This is a genomic window from Carnobacterium gallinarum DSM 4847, assembly GCF_000744375.1.
GTDB lineage: Bacteria > Bacillota > Bacilli > Lactobacillales > Carnobacteriaceae > Carnobacterium > Carnobacterium gallinarum.
Genome location: NZ_JQLU01000005.1, coordinates 2,160,154 through 2,181,377, shown reverse-complemented (window position 1 = coordinate 2,181,377; position 21,224 = coordinate 2,160,154). Strand labels below are relative to the sequence as shown.

The following is a 21,224-nucleotide window of genomic DNA, read 5'->3' as shown; positions in this document are numbered from 1 at the left end:
TAAATGCTACATCATACATTGCAATTCCAAGTATCTGTAGGGTATTTTTTAGACTAGTATCATTTAACCGAACTTCATTTTTAGACGTATTGTAACTATAAAAAATGCCTATCAATCCCATGACTAATCTTTTTTATTGATAGGTACTCCTCTTTTTTTCACTTTTTCAGATAAATCATCATAATTTATATTTCTAGTATGATCTGTTTTTTTCCAATTATTCTGAGGGAAAAACCAAGTAAAGAACCCCTGTATCTGAGCAAAATTATAGATAAATGTTGTGAAAAAGAAGCTTATCCACAATAAAAATAATTCTTTTATTTTTCCATAATAAGAAAGTTTCAAAAAATATTCTTCTCCTTCTTGAAAGATATATACTAATGGTAAAATAACATAATTTAACAGTTCAAACGGGATCCAAAAATAAAATAGAGAAAATAAAGAGGGGAGTTTCTCAATAAACCTTGCGTCTACCCCTATTAAAATAACTATCAATAATAGCCATATAGCTCTCAACATAGAATAAGAATAGATAAGGGTCTCAACTTTATTAAATAACTGAACTAAATTTTCTGACTTGAAAAAAGATTTTATTAATTGATACGTTTTTGAAAAAGCAATATACCAATGACCTTGAGACCACCTAGTACGCTGTACATGACTTACATTTATACTATTAGGCTTTTCATCATATACTCTTGCAAAATGGTTCCATGAACTTTTCTTGCCTTCAATTGATAACGCTACTTGAATCTCAAAATCTTCAGTATAACTTTTAGGTTGCCAGCCTTTTTCTTTAATATACTTAGTAGCCATAGCAAATCCAGTCCCGCCAATTGCCGTATTCCAAGATAGTCTATGCTTTGAATATTGAATTGCACGATTAGTAATAAAATATGCAGCTGCATATCCACGTGAAATGATAGAATCGGAAATATTTTTGGTGTCAAGGTATCCCTGAATAACCATTGATTCTGGTGCAGAAATAAATTGAGAATTTATTTCTTTCAAAAAATTGGATGAAACTAAATTATCGGCATCAATTAACACAATGTAATCAAACTCTTGCCAATAATTAGTATTTTCATTTAAATATTTACCAATTACATGTGGTTTTCCTTTAGGTTCTGCTTCTTTATAGGTATTATAAAACACAGTTGTATTCCGATAATTACTGGATAGCTCAGCTGTTCTATCTTCACAGTTATCAGATAGAACAACAGATGCATATTTCTTGGAATCATAATCAAGTTGTTCAATGCTTTGTAAGCAATTCTCAATTACAGCCTCTTCATTATGTGCTGGAATAATAAATAAGAACGTTCTACTATCTTCTTTAAGCTCATAATCCCTTTTAGGCTTTTTCAAACCGTAGATAGACAATAAAGAATAAAAGGCTAAATTCCCGAATGTTATTGTAGATAATACAAAAAGTAGGATCCATAAAATTTTAAATATGCCTATTGGTAAATTCAACAAATAAATCTCTCCTATCTATTAAAAAAAACTTCCTTCAGAATACGATAGGTAAATAAATGCTATTATTAGTATAATCGTACCTACCATAACTATAAGGTTATTTAGTAATTTAATTCTATATATATTTCTTGTTGATCTATTTTTTATCGTGTCTTCTATTGGCTCTTTACTGACTTTAATTTCCATAGTTGTTCTCCTTATAAGGTATATTTATCATTACAATACTCTCCATTGGCTATCTCTAAAAACCTTTTTCTTATTTAAATTATGAGTTTCATAACAACATACTCTAATCTAATTTTTGCTTAAATCTACTCGCTTAATTTCTCATTAAAAGCACCCTATTTATTCAAACAATTCTTTTAAATACAGCTTACCTAGTAACCTATCCTATTGTTTCTGCTTCGCTAGATAGCTTAATTTTTTCTCCCTTATCATTTAAGAAAATAGATAGTAGACCGATAACTTAGATTAATAATTTTTTTGAGATTATTTACATATTTTCCATTAATGTAAGATAAATCATTTTCCTCCATAGTCGTTTCACGTAATACAATTAGTCACGTTGAACACAAAGTAAGGATTGCTTAAAAAGACATGAATCGCTACCCTTAAGTCTATGCTGATATATTATCAATGAAATGTATACAGAAGATACTCTAAAAATATTTCAAACCTTAGGATTTAACCTCTCGTTTATCCAATTGTTGCCTTTCTTTATAAACTCTATAAGTAACAATTGTTCTTTAAAATGTATTTTCTAAGTAGCTCTGAAATTTTTGTTGGTCGTCCCTTTATACAAGTCTCCAACTAAATACAATTTTCCAATAATCCTTTTCTACTTGTTCTAACTTTCTTAAAATTTCTTTCCCCATTGTGTACCTCTAAAATAAATAATCTGCCAATTCTTTATCTAATGTTACTTGACTTTCAATTGCTTTTTCTATATTTTTAGCAACGTATTCGATTCTTCTTCCAATTCTTTTAAAACAGACAACGATTGTTTCTATCCTTTTGTAGGTTATTTCACAATTGACTGTTCTGTAGCACTGCCCAAGGTTAAAGCATCTAATTCTTCATACTCACTTAAAGGCTCTCCCCAGTACTGAGCATCTGCTTTGGTTGTCCGTTATAAATCATCGGCATTGTTGATTTGTGCCTGAAAATACTGGTTTATGACCGAATCACATCTTCTAATGTCATTGCTTTAATTTACCTCCTTACGTAACTTTTCATCTAATTTATATCTAAAACCACACAATCGTTATTTATTTTATCATAAGAAGGCTCAAACTTAAACATTTAAATCTTGCTTATCATCTAATTCAAAATATCAATAAAAAATAACTATTTATGATCCGATTTTCCAAAGTTAATTTTCTAAATTATTGTCACTTTGTAAATATTAAATTGAAAGGATTTCTACTTTCAGTACAGAATACCGAATAAAAAAACGAATTTCATTTAATTTTTTGACATCATTATATTATAGAAATCTACAAACTTTCTAAATTTTACAGGAGAAGAGTATCAGAATTATTGGTATTACTTACAGTGACAGATGTGCTAGGTTAAGTTGACTATCTTAGCCAACTTACAACCTCTTCCAGAGCTGTCTCACAACAATTAGACTACTTTGAAGAATAACGTAGCAAACATTGATGTTTTATTGCCACTACTGCTGATGAATGTGAGTTCAGTTAAATTGATTCTATTAATAGACACGTTTAAACGCTTAGAGGAATATAGAACTACTACTCAAAATGAGTAAGTCGTTACCAAATCAAAAAAAGACACCTTCCAAAAACTGGAAAGTGTCTTGAAATATTGTAGTTGAATGGTACTGGATTTCTTAAGAAATCTCCGTCTCATACGGTATCCGTAACGGCTCCAGTATTGTAAAGCTTTAAGGGCTTTCTTAAGCCCTTAATGTTTAATTAACTTGTGATTTTACTTTGTTTGGCTGCCATTTTCTTAACCGCCTCTGGATCTTTTTCAATATTTTTGTTGGCAGTTGAAAGCATTAAACGAATTCGATTTAATTGATTGACAACTGAAACACCTGGATCATAATCGATGGCAGCAATATTGGCATTGTTGTATTGACGACGCAGTTCTTTAATTGCACCTTTTCCAACGACATGATTTGGTAAACAGCCAAAGGGTTGCATACAGACAATATTATTCACACCATGTTTCAATAACTCAATCATTTCTCCTGTTAGGAACCAGCCTTCACCTGTATGATTTCCGATAGAAAGGACTTTAGATGCTCCTTCCGCAATATCATAAATGGAATCTATGCCAGTGAAACGCTCTGAATTACGTAGTGCTTTATCCATTGGTTTCTCACAAAGTTCAATTAATTTAATGCCGACTTGAGATAACAATTTTGTTTTATAAGGAACACCCATATTTTCATATTTCCAGATTTGATTGTATAAGCTATAGTTCATAAAGCCAATAATATCAGGAACAACTACTTCAGCTCCCTCTGCTTCTAGCAAGCGCACTAAGTCATTATTTGCAGTTGGCGAATATTTAACAAGAATTTCACCCACAACGCCGACTCTTGGCTTGATTTCATCGGTTAAAGGAATCGTATCAAAAGCTTTTACAATTCGTTTCATATTACGGTTAAATTCACGCATCGAGCCATTCTTAACATTCTTACTAACAATCTCCAACCATTTACCATGCAAGGCTTCAACACTGCCTTTTTCAACTTCATAAGGTCTTGTACGATACACGACACGTTCAAATAAATCCCCGTATAGCGCTGCAACCAAAATCCGTTTTAACATTTTTAGATCATAAGTGAAACCAGGATTGCTTTCTACACCTTGATTCCCCATCGAAATAGAGACTACTGGAACGTTAGAAAAACCAGCATCCTTTAAGGCTTTACGCAATAGTGGAATATAGTTCGTTGCACGGCAACCGCCACCTGTTTGGGTCATCATCACACTGACATTGTCCAAATCATATTCACCACTTTGTAGGGCTTCAACTAATTGACCAATGGTAATAATCGCTGGGTAACAGGCATCGTTATTGACGAATTTTAACCCTTCATCAACTGCTCCTTTGTCTAAGGTTGGCAAAACAGCTACATTATAACCAGAGGCTTGTAGTGCTACATCGAATAAACCATTTTGGTGAATTGGGCTCATCATGGGCATCAATAGCGTATGTTTTTTCTTCATTTCCTTAGTAAAAGCAATTCGTTCTTCTGGAACTTCTTCGCTATCCGTTACTGGAATGGATTCAAAACTTAATTTATTGCGTTCTTTAACGGCTGCTTTTAATGAACGGACTCGAATCCGAATTGCGCCTAAGTTAGATCCTTCATCGATTTTTAAGACTGTATAAATTTTGCCAGCACGTTCCATAATTTCTTCCACTTGATCCGTCGTTACTGCATCCAAACCACAGCCAAATGAATTTAATTGAATCATTTCTAATTGTGGTGTTTTGGCAACTACTTTAGCCGCAGCATATAAACGAGCATGATACACCCATTGATTGACTACTCGTAAATTCGCCACATCGCCTAAATGCGAGACACTATCTTCCGTCAAAATATGGAATCCTTCTTGCGTAATGGCATCCGCTACACCATGATTAATCTCTGGATCTAAATGATACGGACGACCTGCTAGCACAATGCCTTTTTCACCTTTCATCGTCAGCATTAATAAGGTTTCTTCCCCTTTGTTCCGAATATCTTGCTTAAAGTTCTCTAATTCTTCATACCCATGTGTCAAAGCCAACGCAATCTCTTCTTTAGTTATCCCAAAGTCTTTAAACGTTTCAAATAAACTCTTAGTGACAGATTCTTGATTGCCTAAGTTTAAATACGGATTACGATAGTCTACTTTGCCTTCGCGAATTTCATCAACATTGGTCCGAATTACATCAGGATAAGATTGAACAATAGGACAGTTAAAATGATTCTCAGCTTGTTTAAATTCTTGCTGCTCAAAAACAACTGCTGGATAGAATATTAAGGGAATCTCTTTGGCAATTAAAGCTTCAATATGTCCATGGGTTAATTTTGCTGGATAACAGACTGTATCGCTCGGAATTGTTTCCATTCCTTGTTCATAAAGCTTCTTCGTTGAACGAGGCGAAAGTTCCACACGAAAGCCCAATTCAGTAAAGAATGTATGCCATAATGGATAGTTTTCATACATGTTTAAAACGCGTGGCATTCCAATTATTCCACGAGTTGCTTCTTTTTTACGTAATGGTTTGTATTGGAATAACCGTTTGTATTTATAGTCAATCAAATTAACTTTTTTATCTTCTTTTTTCACTTTAATGCGCGCACCACGCTCACAACGGTTCCCTGTAATAAACTGGCGACCATCAGAAAAAATCGTTACTGTCATCATACAATTGTTTTCACATAAACCACAATGGGTGAATTCTTTTTCAGTAGTAAAGCTATCAAGCTCATCTAAAGCTAAAATCGTTGAAACGTCACCCTCTTCATACGCTTCTAAAGCTAAAATTCCACAACCATAAGCACCCATCAAACCAGCAATATTCGGGCGAATAACTTCACGACCACTAATGGTTTCAAACGCACGTAATACGGCTTCGTTATAAAAAGTTCCTCCTTGGCAAACAATTCGCTCACCTAAGTCTTCAGGACGTTTAATTTTGATTACTTTGTAGAGAGCATTTTTAATAACTGAATAAGAAAGTCCCGCTGAGATATCCCCAACAGTTGCGCCTTCCTTTTGTACTTGTTTCACTTTTGAGTTCATAAATACCGTACAGCGAGAACCTAAATCAACTGGATTTTTAGAATGAACTGCTGCTTCAGCAAAATCAGCCACTTCTACTTTTAAAGACTTCGCAAACGTTTCGATAAAGGAACCACAGCCAGATGAACAAGCTTCATTTAGTTGAATCGAAGATAATACACCATTTTTAATCGTCATGGCTTTCATATCTTGTCCACCGATATCTAAGATAAAGTCCACTCCTGGTTGAAAGCGATTGGCAGCTTTATAATGTGCTACTGTTTCAACTTCACCAATATCTATTTTTAGTGCATTTTTAATTAAGTGTTCCCCGTATCCTGTAATGGCGGTTTTGCCAATGAAAACATCTTTTGGCAACTGCAGATATAAATCTTTTAGGACTTCCATGGTTGTCTCTAATGGTTTTCCTTCATTATTTCCATAGAATTTAAATAACAGTTCGCCTGCTTCGTTAATTAAAGCCACTTTAGTCGTTGTTGAACCAGCATCAATTCCTAAAAAAGCCACTCCATGATGTTCACTTAATGGTTTCTCCACGACATTGGCTTGACTGTGGCGTTCTCTAAATTCAGCTAATTCAGCCTCATCTTTAAACAAAGCCTTTAAAGTATCGCTTGGTTGTAAAACTTCAGAATTGGCAGTTTCAATTGTATGAACTAATTGATTTAACGTTCTAATTTGAGTGCCTTCTGAAAAATAAGCAGCTCCTTTGGCTACAAATAATTGTGGGTCTTCTGGAAAAATAACATCTTCTGGCTTCAAATTAAGCGTTTCGATAAAACGACGACGCAATTCACTCATAAAGAATAATGGACCACCTAAAAAAGCCACTTTTCCTTTAATTTTACGACCAGACGCCAGTCCGGCAATAGTTTGATTCACAACTGCTTGGTAAATACTTGCAGAGATATCTTCAGGACGTGCGCCTTCATTAATCAGTGGTTGCACATCTGTTTTGGCAAAAACACCACAACGAGAAGCGATCGGATAAATAGTTTCATAACTTTTAGCTAATTCATTGACTCCATTCGCATCCGTTTTTAATAGGCTTGCCATTTGGTCAATAAATGCACCTGTTCCACCAGCACAACTTCCATTCATTCGTTGTTCTAAGGCTCCATCAAAAAAGGTAATTTTAGCATCTTCTCCACCTAGTTCAATCGCTACATCCGTTTCAGGAATCAGCTCTTCTACCGTCCTTGTACAAGCAATTACTTCTTGAATGAATTCAATCTCTAACAATTCAGCTAGACCCATTCCGCCAGATCCGGTAATCATCAGCGTTAAGGCTTCATCTCCTAGTAACTGACTAGCCTCTTTTAAAACTTGATAACTGGCTTCTTTTACGTCTGAGTAATGACGTTCGTATTTAGAAAATAGCACTTGATTCTCTTCATCAATAACGACTAGTTTAACCGTTGTTGATCCTACATCAATTCCTGCACGAATTGTTTTAGTCATGATTTTTCCCCTCCACTTGCATCTAATATTCTCAATTGATTCTCAACGTTCATATATTGTTCACTTTTTCACTTTTTACTCATCTATTAACTAACGGATTGTTAGATATTCAACATACTGTTTGATATCCTATATAGTGTAGTATGGTAACATTCATTTTAATATAAACAGCATTATAAAATCAATCAGCAACATTCAGCATTCTGTGTGATAAACAACACAAACTGAAATTTGTTGTTTATCTTCTAAGTTTTTTAGAAAGAAGGAGTAAAAATGCTACATTCTATCAAGAAAACAGACTTACGTGTGATACGAACAAAAAAAATGATTTTTGAGGCCTTTGTTCTTTTAGTTGAGGAAAAAGGGTATGAAGCTGTGACTATTCAAGATATCGCTTCAGAAGCAATGATTAATCGCGCAACATTCTACGCACATTTTAAAGATAAAAATGATTTATATGATGAAGTTTTTTCCTATGCTTTAGATGCCTTCACTAAAATTTTAGACCCTAAGTTACTTGAAAATGGCAATCAAGTGCAAATAAAAAAACTTGAAAAAATGTTAACTCAAGTTTTTACGGCTGTTAAAAAAAATCAAAACTTCTATCTTATTTTAACTGAGGGACCTTCTGGAAATACATTAAAATTAAAAATCAAAAACTTGCTGGATCAACAATATGCGGAAATTTTCAATCAATTAAAAATTACTGAAAATGATGTTGAAGTTCCGATTGACTTTATTATTGAGTACATGAGCTCGATTTTTATTGGCATGGTTCATTGGTGGCTAAATAGCGATGGTGATTTCCCACCTGAACAAATGGCTCATTTATTAATTAAGCTCGTTGGAAATGGACACTTGACTGTCTTAGGTATCGAGGTTGTCTCCTGACAAAAATAAGACTAGGACTAAGTTCTAAAATAGAAAAAACTGCAAGAAACCCATTTTTACAAATGTTGATTTCTTGCAGTTTCTTATTTTTATCCAAAAAAGTCGTTTTTTAAGAGAATAAATCAGAATCTTTGCTATAGTTTTTCCCAGTAGTTACATCGTATTGAATTAAATCTAACTCTTTTAAGAGATTTTGAGCTGATTTGCTCAATTGATTTCGATTTTCAACCCATTTTTGGGTCTCTTTATTGTAGTACATATTTTTTTCAAATGCCGGCACTTCTTTTTTTAACTCCGCTAAAAAAGCATAGTATGGAGAGCTTTCTTGATTACTTACAGTTAAAATTTCATTCATGAAGTACATTGGGCTAATCGTTCCCACTTGTTCTTGTTGTTCTCCATTTGTTTGATAGATCAGCAACGGAGTTTGATGCATTGCTTCTTCACTATTTTGTTCCGCAATTTCATCTCCATAAACACTAGGTAAATGATCTCCCCAGAACACAATTATTGTATTTTCATCAAGCTTTTTCAACTCCGCGATAAACTCAACTAAAGCCTCATCACTATAGGCAATATCTTGAACGTAATTTTCTGTCACTGCATCATTAGTTGTTCCTGTTACAGTAAAGTCAGTTGTTATATACTTATCTCCATAAGGCATATGATTTTGCATCGTAACAAGATGAACAAAATCTGGAGTATCCGTTCCTTCTAATTGTTTTAAAACAGTTTGGTAGGCTGCTTTATCACTGATATAAGGGTTATTGCCAATTGTCTCAGTATAAGGCATAGTTGTTTCACTAATAAATTGATCAAACCCTAATGTTTCATAGACATTTTCACGTTTGTACATACTTGTATTATAAGGATGGATAGCTGTTGTAGTGTAATTCTTCTTTTTTAAGAAATCAACAATAGACGGAAATTTTTGTTTTTGTGAAATCAACTGAGTATAAGGTGTTGTTAATTGCGGATTAAGAGGTTCCATAGAAAATCCCGTCAATGCCTCAAATTCAATGTTAGCTGTTCCCCCGCCATATCCTTGAGATAAAATCTTGCCACCATATCCTGACTCAATCAATTGACGAATAGTTGGAATCGGATCACTTGAAACAGTTATTCCTTTTAAAGCTAAAGGATCAGAAAAACTTTCATTCATAATATAAACAATATTACTTTTCGTTAAATCCGTTTTTTGATTTTGATTCGTTTCATCCGCCAAAATTTGATATTTTTTCGTTAATTCTACTATTTTAGCTTTGGAATAATCTGCTGGCTGTTCCATTGCTTCAACTTTTAAATTATATAAAAACCCACCAATAAAGCCATTGTTATAATAATTCATCTGCTGACTATAAGGAATCCAATAAGCATATGGATCGTATGCCTTTTTCAAATAGTTTCCACTTTGATTAAAATTGCCAATGTAAATTAGTAGAAAGCTGGTAAGGACAAAAAGAATTCCACGTAATAAATAACTTTTTTTACGGTTAGGAGCTGTAATGAATTTGCTATGATAGTGAGTTACTAACCAGACAGCTATCCCTAATAAAGTTCCACCAACAATAAATAACACGATAAACTTCACATCAATCATACTAATTAAAAATGGTAGCTCTTTCACCATATTTAATTCAGAAGGATACAGTGGCTCACTGCGATTCAACATTTTTTGCCAAGTAGCCATTCCTATGCCTAAGCTCGTTAAAAAAGTCAAAGCAACAACAATATAACGATTACCAATTAAACTATATAGCCATAAAGTAATCACTAAAATGACACTGCTACTCAATAGAAAAATTTCTGTATGCCATTCAAAAATAAATTTCCAGACCAAACTCCAATCTAAATTATTTTGAAATAATTGTAAAATCATCGTATTCACTAATGCTGATAAAACCAAAAGAACTATGAATAAACATGCGTCTATTTTAGTTGAAATCAAATTTTTTTCAACCTTTAATTCTTGAGGCTTAGGTTTTTTAAAGTATACTTTTTTTAATTTTGGTTTCATAAATCCTCCTGCTTTGCTAAATAAACGAGCATTATTTGTATTATCGTTTATTTTATCTATTACATAAAAAAATAAAACACTAAAGCTCTCACTATTATACACATAAATGCTAATAATAGTTAAGACTTCTTTAGTGTTTTTAATCATTTTTTATCTTTTTCAGTTTCCTTTACAATGTAGATTGGACGTTTTTTAGTTTCCAGATACGTTTTTCCAAGATATTTCCCAAGAATACCTAAACAAAATAATTGCAAACCACCTATGGCTAGAATAAAACAAACTAATGAAGGCCAACCAGATGTTGGATCATTTAAAATCAATGTTCGGATTACAATAACAAGCATCGCTATCATTGCAATCGCAAATGAAAAGAAACCTATAAAGGATGCAAATGCTAACGGCATTTCAGAAAAAGCAACAATTCCATCCAATGAGTATTTAAATAAACTCCAGAAGGACCAAGATGTTTCACCTGCTACACGTTCTTGATTTTTATATTCTAGATACTTAGTATCAAAACCAACCCAACTAAAAATTCCTTTAGAAAAACGATTGTACTCACCCATTGATAATATAGCATCAACCATTTGACGCGTCATTAATCGGTAATCTCTAGCACCATCTACAATCTCTGTCTCAGAAATATTATTAATGATTCGATAAAATTGTCGAGCGAAGAACGAACGAATCGGTGGCTCACCATCTCGACTGACACGTCTAGTTCCAACACAGTCATAATCTTCTTCGCGAATAGTTGTCAGCATTTCAGGCAACATTTCAGGTGGGTCTTGTAAATCAACATCCATAACTGCTACATAATCACCAGTTGCTTGCTGCAATCCTGCGTAAAGTCCGGCTTCCTTACCAAAATTTCTAGAAAAGGAAATAAACTTTACACGTTGATTATCTGATTTGGCCAACTCACGTAAAACAGTTAATGTTTTATCTTTAGAACCATCATTTACAAAAATATATTCAATATCCGCATCAACTAGATTCATCCGTTCTTTTTCCAAAGCCTGATAGAATAATGGAATGGATTCTTCCTCATTATAACAAGGAACAACAATTGAGATTAATTCTTTTACCATTTTTTTGCCTCTTTCTTAATAAGTCTAGATACTAATTTTTTTTAGGTTTAAAAATAAACAATTTACTAAAGACATAGTTAATTACAACAATCACAACTTGTGTAATTAACTTGGCTATCAATGCGTCTATCTTCAAGACAGACACCATTACAATCATCATTCCCATATCAATGACTAATGACAATAGACGGTACCAAAAAAACAGCAACATTTCTTTTATAAATTGATTTTTAGACGTTTCATTAGACGAAAAAACAAAATACTTATTTGTAATAAAAGCAAATAATACCGAAATAAACCAAGCAATACCGTTGCTAGCACGATAATCCATTGCCAATAAATCCTTGAAAATATAGAATACTACAATATTAATCAGTGTTGTCAATCCACCAAAAATTAAATACATTAATACTTCACGATATTTAGTATATAGCTCACTTATTTTTTGCATAACAATCCTCTTCTACTCTGCTTTAGTTCTCTATTTCCAAAAATCATCAAACACCGTAATCGGTAAATGACGTTTATGTTGTGTTTTTAAATACCAATTCTCTATCTTAGCTGCAATTTCAGCGGAAACTATCTTACCTTCTAAATAATCATCGATGTCATCATAGGTAACGCCTAAAGCCACTTCATCTGCCAACCCCGGCTTATTATCTTCTAAATCAGCTGTTGGTGTTTTTTCATAGAGATGTATAGGTGCTTTTAATTCTTTAAGCAATTCGCGCCCTTGACGTTTATTTAAACGAAAAATAGGATTGATGTCTGTTCCACCATCACCATATTTCGTGTAAAATCCAGTAATTGATTCCGCTGAGTGGTCTGTCCCAACCACGGCTCCTTGATAAGCCCCAGCAATAGCATACTGCGCAATCATTCGTTCACGAGCTTTGATATTTCCCTTATCGAAATCACGAATAGGAACACCAATCTCTTCTAAAATTTTTGTCCCCGCATCAACAGCTGGTTTCACATTAACACGTAACGTTTTGTCCGCTTCCATAAACGCAATTGCATCCATTGCATCTTGTTCATCTGCTTGCTCTCCATAAGGTAAGCGAACAGCAATAAATTGATAATCTGTCTTCCCTGTCTCAGTGCGTAGCTCTTGAATCGCTTGTTGAGAGAGTTTTCCAACTAAAGTAGAGTCTTGCCCTCCACTGATACCTAACACTAATGTTTTTAAGAAAGGATGCTTGATTAGATAGCTTTTTATAAAGTCAACACTTCTTCTAATTTCCAATTTAGCATCAATTGTCGGACTAACATGCATTTCTAAAACAATTTTTTTTTGTAATTCTGTCATCTTCATCGCTCCCTTAACTTATCAATACAGTTGATTATATCATAAATCAAAAAAGGAAAACAAAATACGTTGCTTTCCTTTTTAGTTTATTTAGAAAAATAAGCTTCTTGTTCTTTAACTTGTTGTCTAGCTAATTCAATATTTGCCATCTTATGATCGTAACAAAGTTTTGATAAATCAACTGGATAGGGCTCTGGATTCAAATTCCGTTTATATTCATCCCACAGAGACTCTAGATTAGTTGTAGCATATTTTTTTATTTCTTCTAAGTTTGGCAATGCATACGTTAGCTTTCCTTCAATAAATATATCTTTTAATAAAGCTCGAGCATTGAAATCAATAACAGTTTTATTGATATAGGTATGAACTGGATGAAACATGTATAGTTCATGTGCTTGATCTGGTCGCTCATCCCACAAGGTAATATAGTCCCCTTCGGATTTTCCATCTGCATTTGCTGTAATACGCCATACTTGTTTTTTACCTGGTGTTGAAACTTTTTCTGCATTGCCAGATAACTTAATTGTATCTACCATTTGACCATTCTCATCTTCAATTGAAACAAGTTTATATACAGCACCTAAAGCGGGTTGATCATAGGCTGTAATTAGCTTCGTCCCTACACCCCAAACATCAATTTTGGCACCTTGCATTTTTAAATTTAGAATTGTTTTTTCATCTAAATCATTGGATGCATAGATCTTCACATCTTCATACCCTGCTGCATCCAATTGTTGACGAACACGCTTAGAGATATAGGCCATATCGCCACTATCTAAGCGAACACCTAAGAAATTAATCTTCTCGCCAAATTCATTGGCTACTCGAATAGCATTTGGCACTCCTGAGCGCAAAGTATCGTAGGTATCTACTAAGAAGACACACTCTTTATGAGTTGATGCGTAGGCTTTAAAAGCTTCATAATCACTACGATAGGTTTGAACTAGAGAATGGGCATGTGTACCACTTGATGGAATTCCAAAAATCTTTCCAGCACGAACATTACTCGTTCCATTACACCCACCAATATAAGCGGCTCTTGTGCCCCAGATAGCTGCATCCATTTCTTGTGCTCTTCTTGTCCCAAACTCAAGCAATGGATCAGTTCCTACTACAGATTTAATTCTAGCAGCTTTTGTTGCAATCAAGGTTTGATAATTAACAATATTCAGTAAAGCTGTTTCAATTAGTTGGCAGTCTGCTAAAGGTCCTTCTACTTGGACAAGAGGTTCATTGCTAAATACTAACTCTCCTTCTTCAACCGAACGAATTGTCGCTTTAAATTTAAAATTAGCTAAATAAGCTAAAAACTCCTCTGGATATTCTTTCATTTCTCGCAAATAAGCAATATCAGATTCAGTAAATTTTAGACGTTCAATGTAATCAACCACTCGTTCTAACCCAGCAAAAAGAGCATAACCATTTTCAAATGGATTGTTTCGGAAATAGCATTCAAAGACCGCATGTTTATTAGCATTGCCTAATTCCCAATAAGTTTTCATCATATTAATCTGATAAAGGTCCGTATGTAATGACCAACTATCGTCTGGATATATTTTATTCATTTCACTAGTTCTCCCAACTCTAAATACATTTTAGTAATATCATACCTTAGTTTGAAGCTAAAAACTAGAAAAAACACATAGTTTAGTCTAGAAACTACTAAGCTACATGTTCTACCTGATTTATAAGACTTGTTGATTTGTATAACTTTAAAACTAAAGTTTATTTTTATACTTATTTTTCCCTGTCAAACCATCATAAAAATAAGGAAAGAATCTCCAACCATCTTTTTTAGTTAATCCACTTTTTAATGCAAATAGAAATAAATAAGGTACAAAGATCACTTTATTTTTAAAACTCGCATTTCTACGCATAAAAATAACTAAATTTCGATACATAAAATACTCGGATAAACCTGACACTTTATTAATTGAAGCTGAACCTTTATGAACAACTCTGGCATCTGCTACACAAACAATTTGATAGCCAGCTTTTTTTATTGTTACGCACCATTCATTTTCTTCATAAAACAAGAAATAGTTCTCCGGTATATAACCCACTTCTTGGATTAGATCTGCTTTTAACAACATACAAGCTCCGCCAACATAATCACATGGGATCACTTTTCCATAAACATTTTGTTCTGGTTCACCATGATAAAGTCTAGTCACACGACCTTTTTTAAAATCAACGTTAGAGCCAGCAGATTCTAATATGCTTTGATCTTCGTATTCACAAATTCTAGGTCCTACAAGACCAACCTTAGGATGGGTGCTTAAATAATCAACTAAAATAGTTAAAAAATCAGAATTCACAATTACATCATTATTCAAAATACAAATGTAATCTGCTCCATCTTCAATTGCATATTTCATTCCGATATTATTTCCTGCTGCATAGCCAAGATTAGCTCCAGTTTGGATGAACTTATGCTGTGGCAATTCTTTTTGTAAAATTTCTGCTGAATTGTCTTTGGATTGATTATCTACAAGAACAACCTTGTAGTTCCCATATTCTAATTTTTCAATACTATCTACACATTCTAAAGTATCTGGAGCATTATTATAATTTAGAATAATAAAGTATACTGATGATAAATTTGAATTCATACTTTACTCTCCTTCAGTGTAAACATCTTTTTGATTAATCTCTTTAATTTTATTTTGCAACTTAGTTTTAATGATTGGTAAACGACAGAATACTCCGATAAAAAAATAGGTAATAGCCGATTGTTTCCTAATTTCATTAATTGTAATTTGCTCTTTACTATCGTTAAAATAATGAATAATCAACAAAGAAATTTCATTTTTTTTCAAAGGCAAACTATACTTTTTATATTTTCCCTTTAAATATTGTTGAACGTAAAGCTCATACTCTCTCATTAATTTATTTTGTAACATTGTATTTTCATCATGGATAAATACCGTTCCACCAATTAAACTTTTATCAAAATAAATAGTCTTATCAACTAAAGAAGTTGCCCAAAAAACCCAATCCTCACAATAGTCAAGCTTTTCTGGAAAAGTGGTTGCACATTCTTTTTTTAACAATAACGAATGAATTGGAAAAATGTTATGAGCAATAATCTCATAAGGATAATTGAATTCTGGAAATAAAGTTTTCACATTACTTCCACCATTATCATATTGAATTCCAGTTGAAACGGCATCAATAGCTGGATTATTTTCAAATAGTTCAATTGACTTACTAATTTTAGTTGCCTCTAACGTATCATCTGCATCTAAAAATTGTACATAGTTCCCTTTAGCTCGCTTAATGCCTTCATTTCTTGCTAATGAACGACCTTTTTGATTTAGATAAATATACTTTACTAAATCAGATTGAATCGTTAAAACAACATTTTTAGTGTTATCATTTGATTGATTGTCCAAGACTAAAACTTCAATATTCAGATAATCTTGCTTTAAACATGAATCAATAGCCCGTTTAATTGTTTTTTCACCATTATAAACAGGAATAATAATTGAAACTAAAGGCTCGGCCATAAATTGACTCCTCTCAAGGTATTAATTTAATCCACTAAGAAATTTTTCTAATGCATCTTCCCATGTCGGAATTGAGTAACCTAACTTTTTAGTTTTGCTTAAGTCCATAATAGAGTGTTCTGGGCGTTTTGCTTTTTGTGGAAATGCAGAAGAATCAACTGGTTCAACAATAATATCTTTGTCTTTCAAAATTTCTACAGCAAATTCATACCACGTACAGCTATTATCATTAGAAAAATGGTAAACACCATATTCTACTTTATCTTTTACAATAAATGTAATAAATTCTGCTAAACTGCGTGTCCAAGTAGGACGACCAAATTGATCATTTACTACAGTTAATTTAGGATGTGACTCTGCCAATTTTTGCATAGTAAAGACAAAGTTAGCACCAAATTCACCATATACCCATGAAGTACGAACAATATAATACTTAGATGCATATTTTTGAACTTCTAATTCACCTTCGTATTTTGCTCTTCCATATTCATTTTGTGGATTTGGAATTGCGTCAACAGGATATTCCTCTAAGCTTGTGCCATCAAATACATAATCCGTACTAATGTATACCATAGTTGCTCCAACAGCTTCTGCAGCTTTAGCTACATTTCTGGTGCCATCTACATTAATTAATTGGTTTAATGCTTTTCCTTCGTCTTCTGCTTTATCTACTGCCGTATAAGCCGCGCAATGATAAATTGTTGATGGTTGCACTTTATTTACAAATCCTGTTACCATCTCTTCATTTGTAATATCCATATCTTTAACATCTGCTGCTATATAATGAATATTTTGCTCATCTAAAAGTTTTTTTAGTTCTGTTCCTAATTGACCATTTGATCCAGTGATTAAAACTGTCATTTATTTACCACTTCTTTCATATTTATTATTTTTCCACTAATGATATTGATACCTTTTTTCTTCAATACATAATACATCGCTGCTGTTACTATTGCTTCAATTAAAGTAACATTTATAGCCGTTCCAACTTCTTTATATAAAGGTACTAAAATAATTGTTGTAATTATACTGAACAAACTTGAATATATATATATTCTTGAAAGTTCTTTTTGATAACCAAAATTGATTAAAGTAAGAATTCCCAAAATATTCGCCCATCCAATAATTAAAGGTAAGAAAGACATAATTTGAATTAATACTATTGAATGATCGTAGTTATTGCCTGCAAATATTGGCAAGATAACGGGAGAACCAAACAGTAATATTAAACATCCTGCACCAATTACAATAGTAATCCAAAAACCAATTTTCCTAATAAAGAGTAAAGCTTCTTCCTTAGAACGTTCTATGATAATACTGATATGTGGGTAGACTGCTTGGATAATCGGTGATATTACACTTGAACAGGCTTTTATTATTTTGTCTGCCGCTGAAAAATATCCAACAATTTCATTGCTTGCAAGGAACCCTAAAATAACTGTATTACTGGTTGTATATAGACTTGAGAACATATTAGATAAAAAGATATCCCAGCCTTCCTTCATTTGATTAATCACTTCATGTCTTTTAGGGATTGTTAATTTCACATTATATTTAGAAAATACAATAATTATGGATAGTACACCTATTAACATAAATCCTAAAGAATTCAAAATAGCAACATTTAAAAAATCGCTCGGCTTTTTTACAATAATAAAGATTCCGACAGTAAAAATTATTTTAGAAAAAACATTTAATAGTGAAATTACTTTCATCTCTTCAATTCCTTGAAAAAACCAGGTTGGAAAAAGTACATTCCCAACAACCATTCCAAAAGTAAATAAATATAACAACGCATCCTGCTTAAATTTAGGTACTACAATGATAAGCACAACTAATATCGCAAAAGAAATTACTAATAAGATTAATTTAGCAGCCATTACTGAACAAAATATAGCTGAAACTCTCTTTTCATCTTTTCTGGCTTTTGAAATATCTCTAGTTGCAATTAAATTAAAGCCATAATCTGTAAATAAAATAAAGTACTGCATAATCGCCTGTGCAAAGCTAATTAGCCCAAAGTTACTTACACCTACCACTCTCATTAAATAAGGTAAAGTAATCAATGGTAATAAGTAATTAAGAACTTGAACACTGGCTAAAGATAAGAAATTATGAATAATTTTACTATTTTTTAATTTCTCCATTTATCAAACTCCCTTAAATTATTTGTGATATCTATATGGTCCCATTTTATTTAACAATGAATCCTTTGTACCACGAAAAATATTTAAAATCTTCAAAAATTTTTGTTTTTCACATAAGCAAATCTTAACAAATTCCATAAAAGAGTTAAAAAAATCAATTTTTATCCATTCTCGTTGTGTTGAAAAATAAGTTCTATAGACATCTAAACGATTTCTTGTAATGTAGTATCTTCTAACTGGATTGTGATTTGTTGTTATCAAAGTTTTTCCTAAAAATTTATGCTCGGTAACTTCTCCAAGACTATGAATTAAAGTCGCTCTGAAAGATTGAATTATTGGATAACCCAATTTTTCTAAATGAAAGCAAAATTCATGATCTACAAAATCGATAAAATAGTCTGTTCTAAAAAAAACATTAATTTCAGCTAATTTATTCACATTTAACAAGTTCCCAGAAGTCATTGCTGTATCAACAATCGCATAATTTTTTTGGATACTTTTAGAATTATCATACTCTATACCTGCATCTGGATGAATATAAGTTGGACTAATCAAAACAGGTATAACTTGTTCATTTTCTTCAACAAGTTTTGCTGTTAGAAGCATCTCTTCTACGAAATTATCAGTAATTTCACTATCTTGATCAAAAGTAAATAACCAATCTACATTATTTTCTATAGCCGTTTTTAAGCCCATATTTAAAGGTTCGGCAATACCTAAATTTCTTTCATTATGAATAATATTTATACCCTCTTCTTCCAGTATAAAGTGATTTTCTAGAGAGGAATTATCTACAACAAGAACTGAGTTTATCTGTTTTCGTAGTTTTTTTATATTAGCATATACCTGTTCGTCTGGATTATAGGTAATTACTACTGCCATTATTTTCATAAATTATCCCCTATAAAAAGATTTTATTGCTATTTTTTTTTATAATAAAGAGAGAAAACTAACTAAAAAGTTTTCTCTCATATTCTTTCATTAGTTTAAATCCGCACGTTCTTTCAAAGGACGCCACCAAGCTTCATTCGCCTGATACCATTCAATGGTTTCAACAATACCTGTATCAAATGTATATTTGGGTTTCCAACCTAGTTCTGTTTCTAATTTAGTTGGATCAATCGCGTAACGTAGGTCATGCCCCAAACGGTCTTCAACATACGTAATTAATTCTCTTGAAAGACTTAATTTTTCAACAATGATGTCAACAATTTGATTGTTAGTACGCTCATTATGACCACCAACATTGTAAACCTCACCTTTAACGCCTTTGTGTAAGACCAAATCAATAGCTTGGCAATGATCTTGTACATGTAACCAGTCACGGATGTTAACGCCATTTCCGTAAATTGGTAGTTCTTTTCCATCCATTCCGTTTGAAATCATTAACGGAATCAATTTTTCTGGGAAATGATATGGACCATAGTTATTTGAACAACGAGTAATATTCGTATTCATACCGTATGTTTCGTTGTAAGCACGAACCAACATATCTGCTGCAGCTTTACTTGCTGAGTATGGGCTATTTGGTGCAAGAGGTGTTTCTTCCGTGAAGTACCCTTCTGCGCCTAATGAACCATAAACTTCATCAGTTGATACTTGTAAATATTTACCAATTTTCATTTCACGTGCAACATCTAATAAAGCTAACGTTCCTTGAACATTGGTTTCAATAAAGACTTCTGGATGCAGAATACTTCTATCTACGTGTGATTCAGCAGCAAAGTTCACAATGGCATCAATGCTATGTTCTGTTACTAAATGTCTAACTAGCTCTCGATTATTGATATTTCCTTGGACAAAAACATGGTTTGGATTATCTTTAATGTCATCTAAACTGTGAATATTTCCAGCATAAGTTAGTAAGTCTAGGTTAACAATTTTATAATCTGGGTGGTTTTCAAGCATATAGTGGACAAAATTGCCTCCGATAAAACCTGCTCCACCTGTTACTAAAATATTTTTCATTGTTATTTTTCCTCCCAAACAAAATTGTTATCTGCATCTTTTAATTGTGGATGTTTTGTATCTTTTTCAGACATAATTGGATTATTCATTGGCCATATAATCCCGATATCGGGATCATCAAAAGCAATTCCACGGTCATTTTCTGGAGAATACAACTCATCCACTTTATATTGTACATTCACATTTCCTGTAATCGTACAAAATCCATGTGCAAAACCTTTTGGTACCAGTAATTGACGATGATTATGTTCACTTAAAATGTACCCTTCCCATTGTCCATAGGTTGGTGAACCTTTACGCATATCAACTAGCACATCATAAATAGCACCGGAAGTTACACGAACTAATTTTGTTTGAGCTTTAGGATTTGTTTGATAGTGCATTCCACGAATTACACCTGGCTCCACTGATAAAGAATGATTATCTTGGATAAATTTATTAGGAATTCCTGCTGCAATAAATTTATCTTCTGTATAACTTTCAGTGAAAAAACCGCGATGATCTCCATGAACTGGTGTTTCAATAATTTTCACATCTTGTAATTTTGTATTGATTACTTTCATTTTAATTGCCTACC

General features: G+C 32.7%; 15 protein-coding genes. 1 reads left to right on the top strand and 14 read right to left on the bottom strand.

Features of this window, described 5'->3' with window-relative positions; genetic code table 11:
• Nucleotides 1-123: 123 nt before the first annotated feature.
• Entirely contained in the window at nt 124-1,479 is a 1,356-nt protein-coding gene (locus BR43_RS14905) for a glycosyltransferase family 2 protein (protein WP_034563342.1), read from the bottom strand.
• Between the two features lie 1,937 nt (nt 1,480-3,416).
• On the bottom strand, nt 3,417-7,715 hold the full coding sequence (locus tag BR43_RS14900) for a 2-hydroxyacyl-CoA dehydratase (protein WP_034563339.1): 4,299 nt from the start codon (nt 7,713-7,715) through the stop codon (nt 3,417-3,419).
• 273 nt (nt 7,716-7,988) lie between these two features.
• Here BR43_RS14900 and BR43_RS14895 point away from each other — a divergent pair, with 273 nt between their 5' ends.
• On the top strand, nt 7,989-8,606 hold the full coding sequence (locus tag BR43_RS14895) for a TetR/AcrR family transcriptional regulator (RefSeq protein ID WP_034563337.1): 618 nt from the start codon (nt 7,989-7,991) through the stop codon (nt 8,604-8,606).
• Between the two features lie 109 nt (nt 8,607-8,715).
• Here BR43_RS14895 and BR43_RS14890 read toward each other — a convergent pair whose 3' ends face one another.
• From BR43_RS14890 to rfbC, 12 genes are all read right to left on the bottom strand, one after another.
• On the bottom strand, nt 8,716-10,770 hold the full coding sequence (locus tag BR43_RS14890; RefSeq protein WP_245617873.1) for an LTA synthase family protein: 2,055 nt from the start codon (nt 10,768-10,770) through the stop codon (nt 8,716-8,718).
• A complete protein-coding gene (locus BR43_RS14885) occupies nt 10,767-11,714 on the bottom strand; it encodes a glycosyltransferase family 2 protein (protein ID WP_034563334.1) in 948 nt (315 codons plus the stop codon). The genes BR43_RS14890 and BR43_RS14885 overlap by 4 nt, the downstream gene beginning before the upstream one ends.
• Nucleotides 11,715-11,745: 31 nt before the next feature.
• On the bottom strand, nt 11,746-12,156 hold the full coding sequence (locus BR43_RS14880; RefSeq protein ID WP_211252959.1) for a GtrA family protein: 411 nt from the start codon (nt 12,154-12,156) through the stop codon (nt 11,746-11,748).
• Between the two features lie 39 nt (nt 12,157-12,195).
• Complete coding sequence (nadE, locus tag BR43_RS14875) at nt 12,196-13,023, bottom strand: ammonia-dependent NAD(+) synthetase (protein WP_034563330.1); 828 nt, start codon at nt 13,021-13,023, stop codon at nt 12,196-12,198.
• 86 nt (nt 13,024-13,109) lie between these two features.
• Nucleotides 13,110-14,588, bottom strand: a complete 1,479-nt coding sequence (locus BR43_RS14870) for a nicotinate phosphoribosyltransferase (RefSeq protein ID WP_034563328.1) — start codon at nt 14,586-14,588, stop codon at nt 13,110-13,112.
• 153 nt (nt 14,589-14,741) lie between these two features.
• Entirely contained in the window at nt 14,742-15,635 is an 894-nt protein-coding gene (locus BR43_RS14865) for a glycosyltransferase family 2 protein (protein ID WP_034563326.1), read from the bottom strand.
• Nucleotides 15,636-15,638: 3 nt separating this feature from the next.
• The gene (locus BR43_RS14860; protein ID WP_051933986.1) at nt 15,639-16,532 is read right to left on the bottom strand and encodes a glycosyltransferase family 2 protein; all 894 of its coding nucleotides are present in this window, start codon (nt 16,530-16,532) and stop codon (nt 15,639-15,641) included.
• Between the two features lie 21 nt (nt 16,533-16,553).
• Nucleotides 16,554-17,393 (bottom strand): dTDP-4-dehydrorhamnose reductase, encoded by an 840-nt coding sequence (gene rfbD / locus BR43_RS14855; protein ID WP_034563324.1) that lies wholly within the window; start codon nt 17,391-17,393, stop codon nt 16,554-16,556.
• The gene (locus tag BR43_RS14850) at nt 17,390-18,679 is read right to left on the bottom strand and encodes a flippase (protein WP_034563322.1); all 1,290 of its coding nucleotides are present in this window, start codon (nt 18,677-18,679) and stop codon (nt 17,390-17,392) included. The genes rfbD and BR43_RS14850 overlap by 4 nt, the downstream gene beginning before the upstream one ends.
• A gap of 18 nt (nt 18,680-18,697) precedes the next feature.
• Nucleotides 18,698-19,570 (bottom strand): glycosyltransferase family 2 protein, encoded by an 873-nt coding sequence (locus BR43_RS14845; RefSeq protein ID WP_034563320.1) that lies wholly within the window; start codon nt 19,568-19,570, stop codon nt 18,698-18,700.
• A gap of 90 nt (nt 19,571-19,660) precedes the next feature.
• Entirely contained in the window at nt 19,661-20,647 is a 987-nt protein-coding gene (rfbB, locus tag BR43_RS14840; protein ID WP_034563318.1) for a dTDP-glucose 4,6-dehydratase, read from the bottom strand.
• 2 nt (nt 20,648-20,649) lie between these two features.
• Nucleotides 20,650-21,216 (bottom strand): dTDP-4-dehydrorhamnose 3,5-epimerase, encoded by a 567-nt coding sequence (rfbC, locus tag BR43_RS14835; protein WP_211252958.1) that lies wholly within the window; start codon nt 21,214-21,216, stop codon nt 20,650-20,652.
• Nucleotides 21,217-21,224 lie beyond the last annotated feature (8 nt).